This is a genomic window from Paenibacillus sp. FSL R5-0914, from assembly GCF_038004525.1.
Classification (GTDB): domain Bacteria; phylum Bacillota; class Bacilli; order Paenibacillales; family Paenibacillaceae; genus Paenibacillus_AQ.
In genome coordinates, this window is the sequence record NZ_JBBORH010000003.1 from 23826 (window position 1) to 45659 (window position 21834).

Annotated in this window: 16 protein-coding genes; 9 read left to right on the top strand and 7 right to left on the bottom strand. The window is 42.9% G+C overall.

Annotated elements, in window-relative coordinates:
• Positions 1-527: 527 nt before the first annotated feature.
• The 5 genes from MKX60_RS23515 to MKX60_RS23535 all read left to right on the top strand — a co-directional run bounded on the left by MKX60_RS23515 (position 528) and on the right by MKX60_RS23535 (position 6069).
• Entirely contained in the window at positions 528-1463 is a 936-nt protein-coding gene (locus MKX60_RS23515) for an ABC transporter permease (protein WP_256716269.1), read from the top strand.
• A gap of 28 nt (positions 1464-1491) precedes the next feature.
• Positions 1492-2388 (top strand): carbohydrate ABC transporter permease, encoded by an 897-nt coding sequence (locus tag MKX60_RS23520; RefSeq protein ID WP_197069743.1) that lies wholly within the window; start codon positions 1492-1494, stop codon positions 2386-2388.
• Between the two features lie 77 nt (positions 2389-2465).
• Positions 2466-4046, top strand: a complete 1581-nt coding sequence (locus MKX60_RS23525) for a DUF3502 domain-containing protein (protein WP_076283824.1) — start codon at positions 2466-2468, stop codon at positions 4044-4046.
• 68 nt (positions 4047-4114) lie between these two features.
• Entirely contained in the window at positions 4115-5143 is a 1029-nt protein-coding gene (locus tag MKX60_RS23530) for a LacI family DNA-binding transcriptional regulator (RefSeq protein WP_218640842.1), read from the top strand.
• A gap of 38 nt (positions 5144-5181) precedes the next feature.
• Complete coding sequence (locus tag MKX60_RS23535; RefSeq protein ID WP_341061165.1) at positions 5182-6069, top strand: sugar phosphate isomerase/epimerase family protein; 888 nt, start codon at positions 5182-5184, stop codon at positions 6067-6069.
• Positions 6070-6152: 83 nt separating this feature from the next.
• Here MKX60_RS23535 and MKX60_RS23540 read toward each other — a convergent pair whose 3' ends face one another.
• The 6 genes from MKX60_RS23540 to MKX60_RS23565 form a co-directional block, all read right to left on the bottom strand.
• Positions 6153-6932 (bottom strand): spermidine synthase, encoded by a 780-nt coding sequence (locus MKX60_RS23540; protein ID WP_081382817.1) that lies wholly within the window; start codon positions 6930-6932, stop codon positions 6153-6155.
• Positions 6904-8403, bottom strand: a complete 1500-nt coding sequence (locus MKX60_RS23545; protein ID WP_341061166.1) for a response regulator transcription factor — start codon at positions 8401-8403, stop codon at positions 6904-6906. Before MKX60_RS23545 ends, MKX60_RS23540 begins: the two co-directional genes overlap by 29 nt.
• On the bottom strand, positions 8404-10257 hold the full coding sequence (locus MKX60_RS23550; RefSeq protein ID WP_341061167.1) for a sensor histidine kinase: 1854 nt from the start codon (positions 10255-10257) through the stop codon (positions 8404-8406).
• A gap of 30 nt (positions 10258-10287) precedes the next feature.
• Entirely contained in the window at positions 10288-11121 is an 834-nt protein-coding gene (locus MKX60_RS23555; protein ID WP_341061169.1) for a carbohydrate ABC transporter permease, read from the bottom strand.
• 2 nt (positions 11122-11123) lie between these two features.
• Positions 11124-12017 carry a carbohydrate ABC transporter permease gene (locus tag MKX60_RS23560; protein WP_042185025.1) on the bottom strand — a complete coding sequence of 298 codons (894 nt, stop codon included), beginning with the start codon at positions 12015-12017 and terminating at the stop codon, positions 11124-11126.
• A gap of 107 nt (positions 12018-12124) precedes the next feature.
• The gene (locus tag MKX60_RS23565; RefSeq protein WP_341061170.1) at positions 12125-13477 is read right to left on the bottom strand and encodes an ABC transporter substrate-binding protein; all 1353 of its coding nucleotides are present in this window, start codon (positions 13475-13477) and stop codon (positions 12125-12127) included.
• A 320-nt stretch (positions 13478-13797) separates the two neighbouring features.
• On the opposite strand from MKX60_RS23565, the gene MKX60_RS23570 reads away from it, so the two are divergent.
• Together MKX60_RS23570 and MKX60_RS23575 are read left to right on the top strand one after the other, a co-directional pair.
• Complete coding sequence (locus MKX60_RS23570; protein WP_341061171.1) at positions 13798-16350, top strand: beta-mannosidase; 2553 nt, start codon at positions 13798-13800, stop codon at positions 16348-16350.
• A 227-nt stretch (positions 16351-16577) separates the two neighbouring features.
• On the top strand, positions 16578-17543 hold the full coding sequence (locus MKX60_RS23575) for an alpha/beta fold hydrolase (RefSeq protein WP_076284135.1): 966 nt from the start codon (positions 16578-16580) through the stop codon (positions 17541-17543).
• A gap of 70 nt (positions 17544-17613) precedes the next feature.
• On the opposite strand, the gene MKX60_RS23580 is transcribed toward MKX60_RS23575, so the two are convergent.
• Positions 17614-18447 carry a helix-turn-helix transcriptional regulator gene (locus MKX60_RS23580; protein ID WP_076283833.1) on the bottom strand — a complete coding sequence of 278 codons (834 nt, stop codon included), beginning with the start codon at positions 18445-18447 and terminating at the stop codon, positions 17614-17616.
• A gap of 170 nt (positions 18448-18617) precedes the next feature.
• Between MKX60_RS23580 and MKX60_RS23585 the strand changes: the two genes are divergently transcribed.
• A complete protein-coding gene (locus tag MKX60_RS23585; RefSeq protein WP_076299089.1) occupies positions 18618-20669 on the top strand; it encodes a beta-galactosidase in 2052 nt (683 codons plus the stop codon).
• Positions 20670-20849: 180 nt separating this feature from the next.
• Positions 20850-21824, top strand: coding sequence for a phosphotransferase enzyme family protein (locus MKX60_RS23590; protein ID WP_341061172.1), 975 nt, complete (start codon positions 20850-20852; stop codon positions 21822-21824).
• The last annotated feature ends 10 nt before the right edge of the window (positions 21825-21834 follow it).

A 21834-nucleotide genomic window follows, 5' to 3' on the forward strand; every position in this document is an offset into this window, starting at 1 on the left:
AGAAAGCGCTTGCGATTTCTGTTCGCCGCTACTTTAAGCGGGAGAGGATTCCGAGTAAAGGATAGCTTTCAATACCCTGTTCCGTGTGCATACGCAGATTAATATTATTGGATGAGACATGTAATAGATCGGTACGGGGAGTTCAACGTCAGACGTCATAGATAGAGGCTGACATGTTTATGAAAGAACAGATAGAAACGTTTCCATAAACGATACATATCGATCTTAGTCCGAAGGCCATAAAAAGTCAATTATCTTCGTGAAATCGGCTGATTCATTATATTTAGGTTGTAAATTGTGATTTTTATTACTAGAAAAACAAAAATAAAATGAATTGACAGCGCATACATCTAGGGAGTATGATTTTCGTACAGGGAGTTTCAAAGAAATTATGGAAACGTTTCTATATCATCCGATACGCTTTATCATAAAGGATGAGCAATCAGTTTTAAGCTGGTTGCGGGACAAGAAAGGAAGCTAAGTTATGCATATGATGAAATGCATCTTTCAAATTGGAGGTGGGCTCATTGTCAAGAATTAAGCTTGCGGGTGGAAATATTGTCCGGGAAGTCATTAAGAACAAAGTGCTTTTTCTAATGTTGCTGCCTGTAATCCTATACTTCATTATTTTTCACTATGCCGTAATGCCTGGCGCTTACGTCGCATTTGTGGACTACAAACTAAACAAGGGAATTTTCGGTAGTAATTTCATTGGCCTTAAGAACTTTGAGTTCCTGTTTCAAAACGGTGATCTCTGGAATATTACCAAAAATACACTACTCTACAATGTTGTATTTCTTGCCTTGGGGAATATTATTCAAATCGTTTTCGCCATTATGTTATCTGAAATAGCAGGTAAGTGGTTCAAGAAGATAACGCAGTCCGTCATTCTTCTTCCAAACTTTATCTCAATGGTTATCGTCGGTGTATTTGCCTACAACTTGTTCAACTTCAACTCAGGTTTTATTAATACGATGTTTGTAAGCTTGGGGTTAGATCGTTATGAATTTTACTCTGACCCTGGGATTTGGAAGTATATCATTGTTGCCTTTAAGATTTGGGCTGGAACTGGATACGGTATGATTGTCTATTTGGCAACCATTACAGGAATTAATCATGATTTGTATGAGGCGGCCTATATGGATGGGGCTACGACCTGGCAGCGGATTCGCTACATGACTCTTCCAATTCTGAAGCCTACTTTTATTCTATTGCTGTTGTTCGGATTGGGTGGCATTCTTAAAGGCTCCTTCGACCTATTCTACAACCTGATTGGTACTAACTCCGTGCTGTATCCGCAGACGGATATCATTGATACCTATGTCTTCCGTTCATTAGTGGGGCAATTCAACTTCTCCATGGGTGCGGCAGTCGGCTTCTATCAATCCTTATTCGGTCTGATTCTGGTACTGGTGATAAACTTTATTGTTCGTAAGGTCGAACCAGACAGCGCATTATTCTAAATTCAGAAACGAAATAGGGGTGATATCAGTGGAACAATCAAAAATCAAGCAGGATTCTGGCAGTATTCTCATTAAAGCGGTTAGCTATCTCTGCATTACAATCTTTGCACTATTTTGTGTATTTCCTTTTGCATTAATGATCTCTTCCTCGTTCATGAATGAACAGGAAATTGTCCGTGAAGGCTATAAGCTCTGGCCAAAGGAATTCTCAATAAAGGCTTATGAATTGCTGTTAAATAACTCTGGCAAACTAGTAAGTGCTTATCAGGTTACGATTTTTATCACCGTAGTAGGTACGGTACTTGGACTATTCATGATGTCAATGGCTGGGTTCGTACTTAACCGAAAAGATTTCAAATATCGTAATTTCTTCTCCTTTATGATTTACTTTACAACGCTTTTCAGCGGTGGTTTGATTCCAACGTATATCCTGATGGTCAAACATCTTCATATGAAGGACAGCTTATTCGCCATGATCCTTCCGGGTGTAGTGGGCGCTTGGTCCATCTTCCTAATGCGTAACTTTATGAAAGCTATTCCGGATTCCCTATATGAATCCGCTACAATTGACGGCGCCGGTGACTTCCGCATCTATTGGCGGATATTCATTCCACTAGCAGTTCCATCCTTAGCTACGATTGGATTGTTCTCGGCACTGGGCTTTTGGAATGAATGGTATAACGGAATGTTGTATATCGACGATCCGACGAAGTATCCGCTTCAATACTTCTTGCAGCGAATGGTCAATCAGGCGAATCTCGGAGCGCTAGTCAATTCGGGGGCGGTAATCAATACTGCTGATCTTCCGACGCAATCCATTAAAATGGCTACAGCTGTGCTAGCTACTGGACCTATTATTCTTCTATATCCATTTGTGCAGCGTTACTTCGTAACAGGCCTCACAATCGGGGCAGTAAAGGGTTAATGGACGTTTCCTTTTCATAGGGCGTTTATTATAAATCAAGCAATCATTATTAACAGAAAAAAAGGGAGGTTTACCTAATGAAAGGTAAAAAAATGGCGTCTTCTTTACTAGCTGTCCTAATGCTTACGGGGGCACTTACAGCTTGCTCATCATCCAAAGACAATGCTTCTAGCAATGATGCAGCAGCTACTAAATCACCAGAAACATCTGCTAACAATACAGGAGGAGTCGATACTTCCAAAGAAGCAAAGCTGACGTACTACTTGTGGGGCAGTGAAGGTGTTCAAAATAAGGCGATTCTAGCTGAGATTAACAAAAAACTCAAGGCAGATATCAATACAACTTTAGAAATTAAATATATCGACTGGCCAGATATTGCAACGAAATATCCATTGCTATTTGCTTCTGGTGAAAATTTTGATTTGTCACATGCTTCTCCTGGAGCACCGGTAAACTACTATACATTAGCAAGTGAAGGTGCATTGGTAGACATTACTGACATGCTCGACAAAGTTGCTCCTAAGCTGAAGGCAGAAATTCCAGCAAGTGTGTGGGAAAATACGAAGGTCAAAGGTAAAATCTATGGTGTTCCGAGTCTTTATAGCGAATATACACCAAGCGGTTATGCTTATCGTGTAGACTTGCTGAAAAAATACGGCATGGAAAAAATTGCATCTATCGACGATATGGTTAAATACATGGACAATGTAGTTGCCAATGAATCATTCCCACCTATTAATGGTAAAGCTGAAGATGCACAAAATATGTTCAGAATGCTCGTAGATACTACTGGTCAGTGGCTTAATGCACCAGGGATCTCAACAAATGAAATCAATTTAGCGACTAAGAGCGCAGAGGACTACAAAACAGTGTTCTCTCCAGCCTACACCCAAGAATTCGAAGATTGGGCTGTGAAGATGCGTGAATGGGCAGACAAGGGATACTGGGGCAAAGATGTACTGTCCTCATCACTTGGAAGCAAGGATAACTTCAGAGCAGCAAACTCCGCGGGTTACTTGACGCATACTCAGGACTGGCTCGGTCAATATGGCGGGGATAAGACGGCACTACCAGGGGTAGAAACTGATTTCTATACTTTTGCAGAAGCTAACAAGAAGATTAAACGTAAAATGGGTGTTGATAACTCTACCGTAATTAGTGTCAACTCTGAGAATCCAGAGCGTTCTTTGATGGTAATCGAGAAGTTCATGACTGACGAAAGCTACTACAACCTCATCCAAAACGGTATTGAAGGTAAGCAATATGTCATGGAAAATGGAGTTAAAAAGCAGCCTGCAGGCTTCAACGAAAAAACAGACGGCGGAGGTTTCGCTGCTTGGTCACTTCGTAATGACAAATTCGTAGTTCCTACGGACACAGAGAACCCAATCCGTAATTCTCTGTTCGCAGAGTGGGATAAAGTGGCTATCAATGATCCATACAACGGCTTTACTTTCGATCCAGCGAATGTTACTACAGAGATTGCTTCGATCTCCAACGTAAATTCCCAGCTTGGTGTTCAATTGATGCTTGGTAAAACAAGCAAAGATCCTAAAGCTGCTGTAGCGGATTACCGTGAGCAACTGAAAAAAGCAGGAATTGACAAGGTTATTGCCGAAGTAGAAAAGCAATTGGCTGAGTTTGTTCCAGTGAACTAAAGAACGTTAAAAGGTGTGAGGGAGCTATAGTAGCATATAGCTCCCTTACTTATAAGTGGGGGAGTATAGTGGACGTAAATATCAAGGATATCGCGCGGATTTCCGGAGTGGGCATCTCGACGGTTTCCAGGGTCATCAACAATAAGGGGCTGGTGAGCAAGGCTACACGGGAAAAGGTTCTGAATGTTGTTAAGGAATATAATTACATTCCTAATTCCAATGCAAGAAATTTAAAAACGACGGAGTCTAAGAATATTGCGCTCATGGTTAAAGGGATTACTAATCCGTTTTTCTCCAATATGATCAAAGAAATCGAGCGGCAGGCTAATCTTCGAGGTTATCCCTTCCTCATTCATCAGGTAGAGGATGGAACGGATGAAATTAATGCGGCGATTCAGCTGACTAAAGAAAAGAATCTATGCGGGATTATCTTCATGGGCGGAACTTACAATCATTCTGAAGAGAAATTCAAGCAGCTGACGGTCCCATTTGTTCTGACAACGATCACATCTACACAAGAGGTGGACCCTGATATCTTTTCTAGTGTCACCATTAATGAATTGAAGGAAGCTTATAAGGCCACCAATTACTTGGTCTCACTTGGGCATGAGAATATTGGTTTTCTAGCCAAGTCCCCATTACTGGATGAAACGACAGGCAACCGGCGTTATTTGGGCTACAAGAAAGCACTGGAAGAACATAATCTGCCTTATGATGCACAGCTTGTGGAAGATTGTGAATACAGTCCTAGCTCTGGATTTGATGCAGCGCGAAGATTGCTTAAAAGGGATAAGGGAGTAACCGCAATATTTGCAGCCTCCGACACGATTGCTATCGGTGCTGCCAAAGCGGTGCTTACCGCGGGGTTGTCTATTCCGGATGATATTTCAATCATTGGCTTTGACGGGATCGAAATGGCTGAATATTTTCATCCTTCACTTGATACGATCAGCCAACCGGGTACAGAAATGGCTTTATCCAGTGTGGGCGTTCTGCTTGATCTAATTTCTGGACGGTCAGGTCATCAGCATATTGTCTACGATGCGGTATTGCTCAAACGAGGCTCTTGCAAGATGCTCAAAACACTTAAGGTATAATACTGACTATAAACGCTATCATTGGAGTGGTAACCCAAATGCAAGACACATTGAGAATAGGTACTCTAGTTCGTGGCGGAGAGGCTGTCACCATGATTCCACAAATCGTTCAGCATGGTTTTGAATCCTTTAACCTGAACTTTTGGCAGACCACTGGTGAAACCAATCTTGTAGAAACAGCTGCACGACTTAGGGAACTGGCTGCTGAACATGATTTTGTCATCTCTTCTGTTGGGATTTATGGCAATCCACTTTCAGGAACAGGCGACAACGCTGACACACTCGCCAGCTGGGAGCGATTGATTGATCATGCCCATTTATTCGGCACAGATATTATCGGCGGATTCACTGGACGTCTTCCAGGTTCTTCGATTGACGAGTCGATTCCGAGATTTGCAGAGGTGTTTAGTGAATTGTCCAAAAGGGCAGCCGATCGTGGCTTAAGAATTGCTTTTGAAAATTGCTCTATGGGTGGAAACTGGCAGGCCGGAGAGTGGAATATCGCTCACAATCCTTCAGCCTGGGAGAAAATGTTCAATGCTGTACCAGCAGACAATCTGGGTCTGGAATGGGAACCGTGCCACCAGCTGATAGGTCTCATTGATCCGATTCCGCAGCTACGCAAATGGGTGAATAAGGTATTCCATGTACATGGCAAGGATGCCACTATTGCCTGGGATATCGTCAAGGAATACGGAATTCACGGACCTAAGTCTTATGTATGGGACCGGACGCCTGGCTTCGGAGATACGAACTGGGTGGATATCATCTCGATTCTGCGCCAAGCCGGCTATAAGGGAACTATTGATATTGAAGGCTGGCATGATCCTGTCTACCAGGGTGAACTAGAAATGACTGGACAAGTACATGCGCTAAATTATTTGAAGTATTGCCGAGGTGGCAGTTTTGTCCCTAATCCGGTGTAAAGGATATCAGATAGTAACAACCCAAAAATGACCTCAAAATCCACAGTGAAGTGGAGGGTGAGGTCATTTTTATTTGCATAACTTTAATCCCGAATAAGATATCCTTGCCCAAGCTGGATTTCTTTAAAGCCTGCCATGTGGCGAGCTTGAAAGCGGATCGGCTTAAATCCACCTATAATAATGATGTTTTTGATATCCGCAGCCCCATCTGAAGGCAGTGAAAAGGATTTGATATAGGTGAATTCTTCCGCGAGCGTGGTGTGAATCGCGTTAATATGTGGGTCATTTTCACCTTTTCCCATTAGATTCATTAGGAGATACCCTTCGGCATTCAATTTTGAATACACGATGCTGAAAAATTCATTGGAGATTAAGTGCCTCGGCGTGCCCGCGGCGGTGAAAGCATCCAAGATGACGTAATCATATTTCTGTGGTTCTTCACCTTCAAGGATCTGACGTCCGTCACCGATCACTACGTTATCTTGGATGTATCCAAAATAGCGGCGGCTTAATTCGACTACTTCGCTGTCTAGCTCAGCTACTTTAAATCTTTTGTCTAGAAAATGCCCAGCAATCGTTCCAATCCCATGACCTATAAGAAAGGCATCCTCGAAAGAGGGAGCATTGCATTCCATCAAGTGAATGATGGCTCGCGGATATTCAAACACAATTCGTTCTGGATGATTGAGATCCAGCGCACCTTGAATGGCCTGATTGGAAAACTGCATGACGCGGAACGCACCTTGTTCACCGTATAGTTCTGTGGTGTCATAGACGGTGATTTCATGATTATCGCTGCTCGTGTGAATCTGTGATTGCAAGTGATCAAACTCCTTATACGATAGAAATTCGTTTATATTCATTGGGTGTAACGCCGACTACACGTTTAAAAAGCTTATTGAAATAGGCAGGATCGCCATATCCAACTTCTGCTCCAATCTCGTGAATCTTTAGGTCAGGGGCATTCTTGAGCAGATGCTTGGCTTTGCGTAGCCGGATTTCCGTGATGTAGTCCGTTAATGTAAGTCCAGTCTCTTGTTTGAACAGCTTACTTAAATAGCTTGGTGTCAAAAAAACCATATTCGCTAAGGTGTTCAGATCCGCATGTTGATTATAGTTGGCTGATATCCAGCGCTTTATGGTTTCTACAGCTGTACCGGACATCTCTAGGCGATGGGCTCTGATCTCAAATAGAATGCTTGAGAAATGGTTGGTGAAACTACGCTCGATTTCACTGAAGCTCATACTGGACGCGATGCTTTCATCCAGCCCAAGATAGGGTGCACCTTTGTAGAGGGTCTCGAATTCTTGCAGTTCTTTCTGCGCAGATTCAATAACCCATCGACAGACACGGAGAATTTGATGAGGCATAGCTTGTTGTGATTTCAGAACTGAGAATAAGTTATGCACGCGCTCTAAAGCACCCTCCATATTCAGGATCTGCAGATCATGGATTAAGGGTTCCTTGATCGCATTAAAAGGCTCAAGGATATTTATCTCAGACTGCTGAATGTTCTGAATATTTGCATAGTGCAATCGGTCAGGATTATAAATGCCGATGCTGCAGGCTAACTTAGCATCTAGATATGCTTGTCTAAGCTTGGCGGTATCGTTATAGGAACTGCTAGTACCTACATGCAGTATTATACCATTGGCAGAGATACGGATCCTGTCGCCGATTTCATTCCTATCGCTGTCTGAGAGTTGCTTTGTAGAATACAGGATACAGACATGCAGTCCATTTTGAATCTCTAAGCTGTCGATACTAAATACCATCACTTGCCGCAGACTGTCTACACAAAAACAGACGGGTTCTCTTGATCTTCCTTTGAACACAAAGACTGAGAAATAAGGCTGGGGCAAAGTAAGGCTCGACAAAAGCAAGGGTGGAGGGGGCTCGTCGCCTTGAAGAAGGGTCAGTAAGAGACCAGAACGGTGACGTACCTCCTTGTCACGAGAGAACTGCTGCTCTTCCTCCAATTGATAAAGCAGCTCGAATAATTGCTCCTTATCGATTGGCTTTAATAAGTAGTCTACTGCAGAGCTGCGTATGGCTTCTCTCGCATAATTAAATTCAACAAATCCACTCATTAGAATGGAGCGGATTTGTGGGTGACTGGCTTTTAATTGTTTAATTAATTCCAAGCCGTTAATTTGCGGCATACGAATATCAGTAATCACAACATCAAGTTGAAGTGAAGGTAACTCGTCAAGTAGATGTTTCCCATCGGAGTAGGTGCCGATTACCAGAAATTCAGTATTTTCTTTGCTGATCATTCGGGCCAGACCTTCGCGGATCAGGATTTCATCGTCAACAATTGCAATACGCAGCAATCAGAGCATCTCCTCTCTGTAATTCATATCATCTTCACTAGGAGTAGTGAAGGTAATGTCCTCAATACGCAGCGTAACACGAGTACCCACTCCGAGCTTACTCTCTACAAGGAGCCCGAATGAGCTGCCGTAATGCAGCCGGATCCTTTCATTCACATTTCGTAGGCCAATACCAAAAATTTCACTTTCAGTCCCATTTTGCAGACTATTATTTAAGGAACGAAGGGTAGCTGCATCCATACCGATGCCATCATCTTCTACACAGAATACGACATTTCCATGCTCACTCCATGCGGTGATGCTTAAGGTGCCGAGACCTACTTTTTGATCTAAGCCATGAAAAACTGCGTTCTCCACAATGGGTTGGAAGACAAGCTTGATAACAGGAAGATGTAGAAATTTCTCTGGCACATCAATGTGTAGATTGAACTTATCTGGAAACCGGATTTGTAGCAGATGATAATAATTTCGTACATGATCCAGCTCTTGTCTGATCGTAACGGCTTCTTCGCTTCGGACAATACTGTAACGCATCTGAAGTCCAAGCAAATAGGTGAGTTTCGCTACACGTGGGTCATCATTGCTCTCTGCCAGCATACGGATAGACTCCAGCGTATTATAAATAAAATGGGGATTGATCTGATTCTGAAGTGCCCTCATATCAGCCTTCTGCTTACGCTTCTCGGTGAGGGATACTTCCTGCAGCAGATCCTTGACCCTTATGATCATTCGATTAAAATGACTGCCAAGCATTCCAATCTCATCATTATATTTGGAGTGCTGCCAGACATCTAGATTACCGTGCTGTACCCGTTTCATTAGACGGACTAAAGATTTAAGGGGTTTGGTCAGCGCATGTGAGATGAACGTCGCAACACAAAGTGCAAAAGCAATAATGATCAGTGTAGTTAATATAAGAGCATTGCGATTCTTCTGTACAGGTGACAGGATACGGGCCAAAGGAATCGTAACCATAGTCGTCCAACCTGTCTGTTTCGAGACAGTATACACTGCAAGATAAGACTGACCATTTATTTCTACTTGAAAATGATCCTGTTGCTGATTCACATGCTGCAGCAAAAGCTGCGTGTTCAGACTTTGCCCCTCGCCGGTTTGCATCGAGTCTGAGGCGTCTTCGCCGTCATAGATCAGTTCTCCGGTATTATCTACAATTAGTGTGTTGCCTTGTGTAACTGCGTTTACGGGATCAATGATCCCCTTAAACAAGTTGATGTCTACATCAAATACGAGAATTCCTATATTATCTAGCGTGCTTACAGAATTAATGGTGCGAAGTACACTAAAAACTTCTCTATGGACATTGGAGTTTATACGTATCGTATGTCTGCCTTGAATGACAGGAGCGGCCCCAGCTTCTTCACTTAAGGTTTTCCATTCGGCTAGTCGTTCTTCAGGATACAGCTCGTGGATCCCGGGGACTCTATCATAAAAAACAGAACCGTACTGATCCACCATGTACACGGCGATGATCTCTTCCTTCGTATGCTTCAAGTAGCTCAGGAACATCGCCATGCCAGTACTTTTATCCCAGTCGGTATTTTGCTGAGTTAGGTAGAATTGTACATCGGTGTTATACAGCGGTAGCGCTGTGTATCTTTTTAGATCGGCAACATAACGGTCAATGGTATCAGAGGCATTCGATGTCATTTGGTTCGCGCCTTCCGTTGCATTCACAAGAACAGAATTGAACATGGAGCGGGAGGACAAATAACTAACATAAGTGATTGGAAGCGAGATCAGAAAGACAAATACGACGATCAGTTTTCGCTCCATCGGAAGATTGGCAAGGAACAACCACATTTTTCGTAAGGCTAGCCGGATGAATGATACCATTTGCGTTATCCTTTCTTAAAGTGAACCGCCTTATTTAACTGCGCCGCTGGTTACGCCTTCAAAGATGTAACGTTGTAGGAAGAAATATAGAATTATTGTGGGGAGCAGGATAAGCAGAATGGCCGCACAGATCAAATTCCATTCGCCCGAATTGACCCCTTGAAAACGCATCAGGATCGTCGTAACTACGCCCAGGCTTTGTTTTGGCATATATAGATAAGGGATGTACATGTCATTATAGATACTAATCGTCTTCAAGATAATCAAAGTAGCCGTAGCCGGCGTCAATAATGGAAAAATAATAGAGCGATAGATTTTAAAAAGAGATGCACCTTCTACCATCGCGTTCTCATCTAGATCCACGGGAATGTTACGGATAAATTGCAAATAAAGAATAATTTGAATCACATCTGCTCCGATATATAGCACGATAGGGGCGCCGAGTGTATTATAAAGCCCTATGCTTTTGATGATACCAAAAGTGGCTACTTGCGTCGTGATGCTAGGAATGATAGTAGCTATTAGATAAGCACCAAAGACAACAGGTTTTAATTTAAAAGAGAAGCGTCCCAGTACAAATGCTACCATAGTTCCAAATAGAATGTTCAGAATTAAAGTAATAGCTATAATAATTAATACGTTACCAAATCCGTTAAGTAAACCTCCACGTTGGAACACCGCAATGAAATTATCGAAATTAAAAAAGCTTTTTGGCAGTGCCATGGAGCTACTACTGTTAAATTCATCAGTCGATTTGAAGGCATTTACGATAACTACATAAGGAGGGAAAAGCACGACAAATACGCCGATGATTAGCGAGAAGTATTTAATAACATCTGTAAAGTGGAATTTGGAGTTTGTCATGTCTATTTGTCTCCTCCCCGGCTAAGAACTAGTTGCTGTACTAATAGTACGATGACGACAAAGAAGAGCAAGATAATACTCATGGCAGAAGCGAGACCATAGTTGTTGTAAGCAAATGCAGTGTCTACAACTTTCTGTACGTAAGTTTCGCTGGCGCCTGCAGGACCACCCTTGGTCAATACGAATGGGAGATCAAAGACTTCCAGTGCTCCTGTGACGGTAAGAAATAAGTTAAGCTGAATGACTGGCTTCATATTCGGTAAAGTAATTCTCCAAAGGGTTTGGAAAGGTCCAGCACCATCAATCTTTGAAGCCTCATAGATATCGTTTGGTATGGCCTGCAAGGAGGCGATGTAGATGACCATGTTATAACCCATGAAACGCCAAAATCCTGTGGATGCCAGAGAATAGTTGACCAGTCCTTCTGTTCCAAGCCAGCTGGTCTGTCCTAGTCCGGTTAGACCGATGCTATTCAGGAACATATTCAGAGATCCGTTAGTAGTATCAAAGACATAACCAAACATAAAAGCAACAGCAACTCCGTTCATGATGTAAGGAAGGAAAAGTAAGATTCGGAATGCGTTTTTCCCTTTGAGCTTACTATTCAGAACAACCGCAAAATAAATGGCGACTATGTTCTGAACAATTCCCATAGCGAAGTAAGCAAAGTTATGTGTAAATACTTTGAAAATATCAGGATTAGAGAAGACCTCGCGGTAATTAGCAAGTCCGACCCATGGTTTCTCAGGGCTATAGCCATCCCAATTGGTGAAACTGTAATAGATCAGCTTAAGCGCTGGATAATACGTGAATGTCGCAAGGAGCAACAATGGGATCGTAAGGAATGATACGATGATTATCATTTTTTGTTTGTTATAGGAAAGTGTTCCGAACATCGCTAGCCCTTCTTTCATAAAAGCTTGGTATGGAAAGGCAAAATGGACTATCCGTAAGGGCGATAATCCATTTTGCACCGTGTTGTACTTCTGGTCAAAAGTTTGTATTAATAGCCGAGATCTTTCTTAGCTTTAGCCCAGGCTTTATTCCATTTGTCTAATACAGTTTGCGGATCTTTGGCAAGCACAAATTCCTGTACAACAGCAGGGAGATCTAATTGTGCCTTGTTGCCGATTTCTGTAACCTTCGCATCGTCAACAGTTCCTTCTACTAACTCTACTCCGGTAGCTTGGAATTCTTTTAGCTGAGCCAGATTAGATTCTTTTCCTTTTAGTGGGGAGATAAAGCCCGCGAAGTCCTCATAGCCGGAATCCTCAATCATCCATTTTACGAAAGCTTTGGCAGCTTCTAAATTTTTGCTGTTTTTAGCAACAGCATAGAAGAAGTCAGGGCTAAGAGTAGCGGATGGTTTACCTGAATTGTCATAAGGGAACGGGAAGAAGCCAACATCGTCTGAAGGAGCTCCTACTCCAATAACTTGGTTAATGACCCAGTTGCCGAGATAGTACATGGCGAACTTACCAGAAGCGATGTCTTTTTTCGATTGCTCCCAGTTGGTGGAGTTGATGTCTTTTTCCAGATACCCTTTTTCGTTGAGCTCCTTGAGCAGGTTAAAGGCTTTACCATAGCCGTTGTCCATGGTAAATGGTGTTTCAGAGTTCAGCTTCTCATTAGGGAAGTCGGGGTTGCCTGCAATTAGGCGCGGAGTATCATAAGCCCATGTACCCAGTGGCCATTTATCTTTGAAGTTAGAGGACAGTGGAATGACACCTTTTGCTTTCAGCTTTTCGCAGGCAGTCAGGAATTCATCCCAAGTCTTAGGGGTTTCTGTGATGCCAGCATCCGTAAATGCTTTTTTGTTATAAACAATCCCGGATGTAGAGTTCCCTGTGGTAATTCCGTACAGCTTGCCATCAAAGGATTTGAAGTCTTTAAAAGTGATTTGATCGTTCAGGCCGAGATCATCCAGTGAAGCGAAGTATTTTGGTAAGTCGGAGTTAGGAATGGTAGGAATGAACATAACGTCAGGAAGCTCGCCGCTGGCCATTCTGACTTTAGCCTGTTGATTATAGTCGGTCTGGGAAGCCTCGAATTCGACTTTAACGTTCGGGTATTTTTCATTAAAGCGCTTTAAATATTCATCGTATTCTTTGCCAATCATGTCTGTTCTGTTAGTCAGGAAGGTGATTTTGCCGCTAATGTCAGCTCCTGCTGCAGGTTCGGCTGTTGCGTTGCTTGTCGTGTCACCGCCGGTAGTCTCTGTGTTAGTCGCTGGGGGCTTATCGGTTGCAGAAGCCCCGTTATTGGTGCTGTTGCCATTGTTCGAGCCGCAGCCAGCAAGCGTTGATGATAAAATCATAACCATAACAAAAAATAACGAAAATAACTTATTTCTCATAACTTAATCCCCTTTTCATTATTTTGTTAGCGTTTACATGAACATTATAGCTTTAAATAAAGCGTTTAGAAATGTATTGTATTATTATTTATTGTCTTTATTTGTTTTGTTTGAACGATTATAATTAGTGCATACCTAACGAATGGATAACAAAATACCAAGAATAACAAGTGGATTCAATGAAATGCTAGAAGAGGTATGTTATTTTGAAAGATGAGTAGGCTTACAAAACTTAAGCAGACGCTTTCGAAGTGAGTTTTGTACGAAGTCACTTGGAGAAGCATATGCTCTACAAAACTTTTAGCAATTAGGAGGATATTATGAAACATCTAGAGATGAATCTTGCGAAGTGGGAATTTAGAAGCTGTGGTGACGAGGAGTGGCTTCCGGCTACTGTGCCAGGCACGGTCCACACGGATTTACTGAAGAACGGAAAGATTGAAGATCCCTTCTATGGAACAAATGAACATAACCTACAGTGGATTGATAAGAAGGATTGGGAATATCAAACCACTTTGCAGCTTGGTGAAGAGTGGTTGGAGCTTACTTGCACAGAACTGATTTTTGAAGGTCTTGATACATATGCAGACGTGTATGTGAATAATGTACATGTGCTCGCTGCAGACAATATGTTTTTGGCGTGGAGAGTGGATGTTAAAGATCAGTTGAAGATTGGTGAAAACCATATACTAGTGAGATTCCGCTCTGTAGTTAAAGAGGATCTACCTAAGCTAGAGAGGCTGGGGTATGCGTTACCTGCACCGAATGATCAATCCGAGCTTGGGGGACTAGAGGAACAGCGGATTAGTGTTTTTGCCCGCAAAGCACCTTATCATTACGGCTGGGATTGGGGTCCGCGTTTCTTGACTAGTGGAATATGGCGTAAAGCGGCCCTTAAGGGACGTGATTCAGTTCAAATCATAGATCTCTATATCCGCCAAAATGTGATCACAAAGGAAGAGGCTCAATTAACCGCAATTATTGAAGTAGATGCTCCTGCGGCATGGGAGGGAATGCTGCGAATGAGTGCTGATGGTTTAGAGTCGATGCAAGCGGTTTCCTTAAAGAGTGGCAAGCAACAAATAGAGATGGATATCGTGGTAGATCAGCCGCAGCTCTGGTGGTGTAGAGGGCTGGGCGAGCCACATTTATATACATTCCAAGCGGATTTGGTGAAAGGTAAGGAAGTTGAAGTTAGCAAAAGTGTAAGAACCGGTCTCCGCAGCATTCAATTGATTCGGGAGCGTGATGCGAAAGGGGCTTCATTTTCTTTTGTACTGAATGGTGTGTCGGTCTTCGCCAAAGGTGCCAATCATATTCCGAATGACAGCTTCATCACAGAAGTTACCGAAGAGCGGTATCGGCATGAAATTGCCACGGCCGCAGAATCAAACATGAATATGCTGCGAGTGTGGGGTGGCGGTTTTTATGAAGAGGAGATATTTTACAAGCTCTGTGATGAATACGGGCTGTTGGTCTGGCAGGACTTCATGTTCGCTTGCAGCATGTATCCGGGGGATGAAGCGTTTCTTGCGAATGTGAAGAAAGAGGCTGAGTATAACGTCAAAAGATTGCGCAATCATCCCTGCATCGCCTTATGGTGTGGCAATAACGAGATTGATTCGGCCTGGTCACAGTTCGAGGAAAATATGGGCTGGGGCTGGAAAGAAAAACTCAGCGCGGAGCAAAGAGCTACAATGTGGGCTGATTATGAGGAAATATTCCACCGGATTCTACCGGAGGCTGTAGCCGCGTTCCATCCAGGTGTGGACTATTGGCCGTCTTCACCGATGCGGAATTTGACTGGAGATATGAATCAACACGCGACGCGGATTGTGGGCGATGGGGATGTGCATTACTGGGGCGTGTGGCACGGGATTGAGCCTTTTGAGAATTATAATACCAAGGTTGGCCGCTTTATGAGTGAATACGGATTCCAGTCGTTCCCGGAACTAAAGACCGTAATGAGCTATGCTGAAGAGCAGGATTTGGAGCTTACCTCAGAGGTGATGCTGGCGCATCAGAAGAATGGACGCGGAAACCTGCTGATCAAGGAATACATGGATATGTATCTGCCGCAGCCGAAGGATTTTAAAGCATTTCTGTATATGAGTCAAATCCTCCAGGCCGAAGCGATTCGAATCGCGATTGAAAGTCACAGAAGAAATAAACCTTACTGTATGGGCACTTTATACTGGCAGATGAATGATTGCTGGCCGGTCGCCTCTTGGGCGGGGATGGATTACAACGGACGCTGGAAAGCATTGCAATATACCGTGCGCTCAAGCTTTCAAGATGTTCTGTTGTCTATTGACGGTACCGACCACGAGCGGATTGACGTTCATGTCGTATCTGATTTAAGAACAGCAGTCACCGCTGATTTGGGGCTTAAATTGTATCAGTTTAACGGTTCGGTACTGCGAGAGTGGACATATCCCGTTGAGCTGGGAGCCGATTCAGCGGCTATCGTATTCTCGTCTCCAGTGACGGAACTGTTAGAAGGTCATGGATCGAACGATGTATTGCTTGAGATCAGCTTGCAGGCTAATGGCGAGATGATAGATCGTAAGGTGCACTATTTTATCCCGGAAAAAGAAATTCGGTTGCAGCATTCAGTAATTAATATAACGGAAACTCCAGATAGCGGAGGTCTAAGCTTCACTGTGACAAGCGATGTATTAGCTAGAGGCGTATACCTGACCTCAGAAGATGAAGGAATATTCTCTGACAATTACTTTGATCTTCTCCCAGGGCAGCCCAAGACGATAACGTTCTCGGAACGCGGGAACGATGGAAGGGACTGGATTCCAGGAGCTCCTAAGGGACTGAAGGTTCAATCGATGGTTGATTTTGTGAGCGAAGATTTACTGTAAATCTTAAGGAGAGATAATTTATTTCAAAAGGAAACAAGCCATGAGCTCGGCTCTTGGTTTGTTTTTTTGTGTGCTGGTATAAATGTTGTTTTTCCTATTCATACTCCGTTCATGTTAACGTCATAGAGAGTACATCTTCATTGGTTAATCTTAGCTTAGCAGTTAGTTATGCTAGTCCAAAACACAGCTGATGACAGGAGAAGATACGAGTGGAAATAAAAGAAAGAATGAAAATGAAGGCGGGCACGAGAACAAGTAAAATACTAAACATACTACTTAAAGTAGTAGGAGCAATAATCATCGCAATCGTGCTTTTTCTCGCTATTGTCTATACAGTTAATTTGATCAGCAATAAATCGGAACAAAATAAAATAGAACCCTATGGTCAGTTAGTACCCGTAGATGGGAAAAACATGAATGTTTATATTCAAGGAAAAGGTGAAGAAACAGTCGTGCTACTACCGGGTTATGGCACAGCAGCGCCAGCTCTTGATTTTAAAGCATTAATAGATGAACTGTCGCCGTTTTACAAAGTTGTCATGATTGAGCCTTTTGGGTATGGATTAAGTGATCTGACCAAAAAGGAGCGCAGCACGGAGAATATTGTAAGTGAAATTCATGAAGCTTTACAGGCTCTTAATATTGACCGTTATATTCTAATGGGCCACTCTATTTCAGGCATATATGGACTAGATTATGTTAACAAGTATGAAAATGAAGTGAGTGCATTTGTCGGGCTTGATAGTAGTGTTCCATCGATAAGCGAGAGGAAGATCGAAGCTTCGGAATTAAGAACTATAAATCTGCTCAAAAAATCAGGTTTAATCAGATTGCAAATGAAATTTAGTGCTGACCCCATTGCTGAACTACCATTTGATGATAAAACAAAAGAACAAATGAGACTGATCAATCGCAAAAACATATTTAATCCCACCCAATTAAATGAAGCTGGAATGATGTATTCTAATTTTAAATCAGCTGAAAGCTTAACATTTCCTAAAAATCTTCCTCTTATTTTCTTTATACAAGCGAATCAACCAGCAACGGATAGATGGATACCAGAGCATGAAAAGCAAGTAAAAGACTCTGTACATGGAAAAGTGCTGACATTTGAAGAAGGACATTATTTATATCGTACTAAAGCAAAAGAGATCGTAGAAAACTTCAGAGTATTTATGGAAGAAGCTAAGTAAATGACTGTTTGAGCCGAACGAACTTCAGGGTTTTCTCTGATTGTCGTTCGGTTTTTTCTCGTTTAAGGAATTATGATCCAAAAGCCTGACGGTACTTTACGGGGGACATCCCCTCGAACGTTCTGAACACTTTAATGAAATAGCTGGACTGGGCAAAACCGGACTGAGTCGCAACCTGAGCAATGGAGAGTCCAGTAGAAACCAGTAGAAGCTTGGCTCTGGCCAGTCGACAATCCGTTAAATAACGGTTTGGTGTTTTGCCCATAACCATTCGGAACAGCCGTAGAAAATGATAGCTGCTATACCCGGTTAGTCTTGCCATCGACTCCAGTGACCAAGGACGGGCACATTCGACATGAATGATATCTGCGGCACTGCGGATAGACTGCCTGACCTCGTGCGGTACTGAGCCGTGAAGCGGTTCGGAATTCTGTAGCAATTTCACTAGAAGCTCATACAGAAGCGCGGATAGCCTTGGCTCACTACGTGTTACATAGGAAGCGCTCAGCAAGTACATTTCCTCGAATAGCTCGTCCAGCTTAGCGTCCAAATCAAAAGTGAACAGGTATGCACTAGACTGGTCCACTTCTTCTAATAAGGGGAGTACAATTTGAGTGCTAAAATGAACCCAACGAACATCCCAAGGCTCTCCGGGATCAGAGCCGTACTGCTGGTAGGCCCCTTTAGGGTAAAGAAACCCTCGTCCTCTGCTCATCGGAATACGTTCGCCCTCATGGAATACATAACCCTCCCCACCAAAGATTAAATGCAGGTTATAGCTTCCCAGGAATCCTTCACTTCTTCTCTCGGTATGCTGTGGAAAGTGACTGTAATGTCCCAAAAATTCAGGATAACAGACATATTTTGAAAAAGCTGGCGTCGGCAAATACCATTGTTTCTTCATGTTATATGGCACTCATTTCTGTCGCGCATCAGAGCGCTAGTTGGATTAAGGTAATTAACGCAAGATAGTTATATGATCGCAATATTTTGTTATATAAGCCTTATCAATACTGATACTACAATAGAATTATGAAATACTGAAAGCATATTTTTAATACTTTGGAGGTAATCATGAAGAAACCTGTCGCAACAGAAAAATTCGAGCTTGGCGTCTGTTATTATCCGGAACACTGGCCGGAAAGTATGTGGGAGGACGATTATCGCCGGATGCGAGAACTAGGCTTTACAATCATTCGGATTGGGGAGTTTGCTTGGTCTATTTTTGAACCAGTCCAGGGTGAATTTCAGTTCGGGCTCTTTGATCGGGCGATTGATTTAGCTCATAAACATGGTCTTCAGGTTGTGCTCGGTACGCCGACGGCAACACCTCCAGCTTGGCTGACCCATAAGTATCCAGAAGTATTAAACGTGACGTATGAAGGTGTTACCCTTCAGCATGGCATGCGCCGTCATTATAATTACAGTAGCCCCAAATACCGTGAGCTGTGTGCTCGGATTACGGAACAGATGGCTGAACATTATGGCAATCATCCAGGTGTGGTCGGTTGGCAAATTGATAATGAGCTCAACTGCGAGATCAGTGAATTTTATTCAGAGAGTGACCATAAGGCTTTCCGGGAATGGCTGCAGCAGAAATATGTCACGCTTGAGCGGCTAAACGAGGCTTGGGGGGCTGTTTTTTGGAATCAGAGTTATAGTGATTGGTCTCAGGTGTATCTTCCGCGTCCTACCCCGTCACCCAAGCAGCCCAATCCCCATCAGGCTTTGGATGAAAAGCGGTTTATATCGGCTAATACGATTTCTTTTGCCGAAAACCAAGCGGACATCATCCGTAAACTTGCCCCTAAGCAGTGGGTAACAACGAACGGTCTGTTCGGGCATCTCGACAGCCATGAATTGACGGATGAATTACTGGATTTCTTCAGCTATGATTCCTATCCGCAGTTCTCGACTATTTTTTATGATCCGAATGAGCGGAATCCGCTGAATGACAGAGGCTGGGGACTTTCATTATCTATTGTCCGTTCTATTTCCCCTAATTTCTGTATTATGGAGCAGCAGTCGGGACCGGGTGGCTGGGTGAACCGGATGGATATGCCATCTCCGAAGCCGGGACAGATGCGGTTATGGACCTATCAATCGATCGCTCATGGCGCAGATATGGTGCTGTATTTCCGCTGGCGGACAGCCACGATGGGCAATGAAATTTATTGGCATGGCATTAACGACTACCATAACCAGCCGAACCGAAGAGTACGGGAAGCGGGACAGATTGGTCAAGAGCTGGCGGGGGCAGGGCAAGCACTTATCGGCACCCGTAATCAGGCTAACGTTGCTATTGTTCGTGATTATGCTAATGAGTGGGATGGAGAGTATGATGTGTGGCATGGTCCATTTATGTGGAAGAGCAATAAGGAGTGGTACAAGGCACTCCAGCGGAAGCATATCCCGAATGACGTACTCTATTTACGCAAAAAGACGACGCTGGAAGAGCTCGCACGGTACGATGTGCTTATCTATCCTCACCCGGCAATTATGACAGATGAGACAGCGTCGCTTCTGGATGAATACGTTCAGCAAGGTGGAAAACTGATCTTCGGATGCAGAACCGGCTATAAGGATGAACGCGGCCAATGCTATATGCGTCCTTTCCCAGGTGCTGCTAGAGATCTATGCGGGATCACAGTCGAAGAATTCACAATGGTTAAAGGTAGTCGTCAGCCAACGACGATTAGCTGGTCGGGTGCGGCAGAAGGGGTTACTGGGGCAGATGATTTTAATGATATTCTCCGGATTGAGGATGATTCGGTCGAAGTCATGGCGGTCTATGCCTCGGACTATTATGCGGGAAAACCGGCGGTTACAAGAAATCGTCGTGGCAAAGGCGAGGTTTGGTATTACGGAGCAGTCTTTAATGAACAAGCAGCGTCCATAATCATAGATCAAGTCAGCCTGCAGTCGCCAGTAGATTGGCTGGTGCTCCCTGAAGATGTAGAGCTGCAAGTTCGTAACGGGACTTCTTCCAGTTATACTTTTTTGCTTAATTATAGTGAAGCTCCTGTCGCGATCCATCTTCATGAGACCAAAATGGATTTACTGAGCGGGACAACGTTATCGGGTGAGGTTACTATGGAAGGCTTTGGTGTATTGATATTACATTAACGCTATGAATAAATAATGATATTAATGGAGTTGCGTATTAGAGAACTAATATGTAACTCTATTTTTTTATAGAAGATATTCAAAAGGATACTTTTTAAATATAGTTATTAATTCCAACAAAATACAACGAGCAACAGGTACAATATAAAGAATATTCTAGATTTGAAGGAGGGAAGTCTTATGATCATTGAAGCTGAGAAAGTATTGCTGCAGTATTCGTTCATCGATCCCATCATTGAATTCATTAGACATAATGAGAATATTACATTTAAAGTGACCGACAAAACGGATAACAAGAATTATTTGTTACGTATACATAAACCAATATCTGAAGGGTTCTCAGGCTTACAACATACCCGAGATGGATTACAGGCAGAAATGTTTTTTCTGCGAGAAATCGATCAGAAGAACATACTAAAAGTTCAAAGACCTGTTCTAAATCAAAAAGGGGAACTGGTTACTGAATATAGTTCAGAGCAATTTGGTACTAGTTTGGCCACTCTTTTAGAATGGATCGAAGGCTCGACGCTAACCCAAGATGAAGATAACATTGAACAGATTGTTTATAGATTAGGTAGAAATCTTGCCAGTCTACATGAATTCTCACGAACGCTAATGCCCTTGGAGTTACATAGACCTGTATACAATGTCACAAAGATTGATGAAACTTTAATAGAACTTGGAAAGGGAACAGACAATGGAGCCCTTAATCAGGAGGATTACGAAGTTATTAGTAGCGTTCTACTCGTAGTAAAAGAACAATTAGCAGAACTAGACGCTAGGGACAACTCATGGGGATTCATTCATGCTGATTTTCAACTGGGCAATGTCGTTGTGTCAGAACAAAATCCTATCTTAATAGATTATTGTTTATTTGGTTATGGTTACTACTTGTTTGATTTGGGCTCTGCATCTTCCATGTTGAAAAGTGAGCTCCGCAAAACGCTTTTGGAGGGTTATGCTTCTAAATCAAGCTTTTCGCTTGATGAGATTCGGTACATTGAAGGACAAATATTTATGGATATTTTTATTAGTTACGTATTTTTTATTCATGACTCTGAGAGGAACGGTTGGATAAAAGAGCACGCCTCCAAAATATGCAGCACGTTATGTCGGGATTTTCTTGAGGGAAAAGAGGTATATTATTCGTTTTAACGATGGTGTG

Excerpts from the sequence above, each read along its gene's own strand:
- MKX60_RS23525 (WP_076283824.1), top strand. The coding sequence starts at position 2,466 with ATGAAAGGTAAAAAAATGGCGTCTTCTTTACTAGCTGTCCTAATGCTT.
- MKX60_RS23535 (WP_341061165.1), top strand. The coding sequence starts at position 5,182 with ATGCAAGACACATTGAGAATAGGTACTCTAGTTCGTGGCGGAGAGGCT.
- MKX60_RS23540 (WP_081382817.1), bottom strand. The coding sequence starts at position 6,932 with ATGAATATAAACGAATTTCTATCGTATAAGGAGTTTGATCACTTGCAA.
- MKX60_RS23550 (WP_341061167.1), bottom strand. The coding sequence starts at position 10,257 with ATGGTATCATTCATCCGGCTAGCCTTACGAAAAATGTGGTTGTTCCTT.
- MKX60_RS23555 (WP_341061169.1), bottom strand. The coding sequence starts at position 11,121 with ATGACAAACTCCAAATTCCACTTTACAGATGTTATTAAATACTTCTCG.
- MKX60_RS23560 (WP_042185025.1), bottom strand. The coding sequence starts at position 12,017 with ATGTTCGGAACACTTTCCTATAACAAACAAAAAATGATAATCATCGTA.
- MKX60_RS23565 (WP_341061170.1), bottom strand. The coding sequence starts at position 13,477 with ATGAGAAATAAGTTATTTTCGTTATTTTTTGTTATGGTTATGATTTTA.
- MKX60_RS23570 (WP_341061171.1), top strand. The coding sequence starts at position 13,798 with ATGAAACATCTAGAGATGAATCTTGCGAAGTGGGAATTTAGAAGCTGT.
- MKX60_RS23575 (WP_076284135.1), top strand. The coding sequence starts at position 16,578 with ATGAAAATGAAGGCGGGCACGAGAACAAGTAAAATACTAAACATACTA.
- MKX60_RS23580 (WP_076283833.1), bottom strand. The coding sequence starts at position 18,447 with ATGAAGAAACAATGGTATTTGCCGACGCCAGCTTTTTCAAAATATGTC.
- MKX60_RS23585 (WP_076299089.1), top strand. The coding sequence starts at position 18,618 with ATGAAGAAACCTGTCGCAACAGAAAAATTCGAGCTTGGCGTCTGTTAT.
- MKX60_RS23590 (WP_341061172.1), top strand. The coding sequence starts at position 20,850 with ATGATCATTGAAGCTGAGAAAGTATTGCTGCAGTATTCGTTCATCGAT.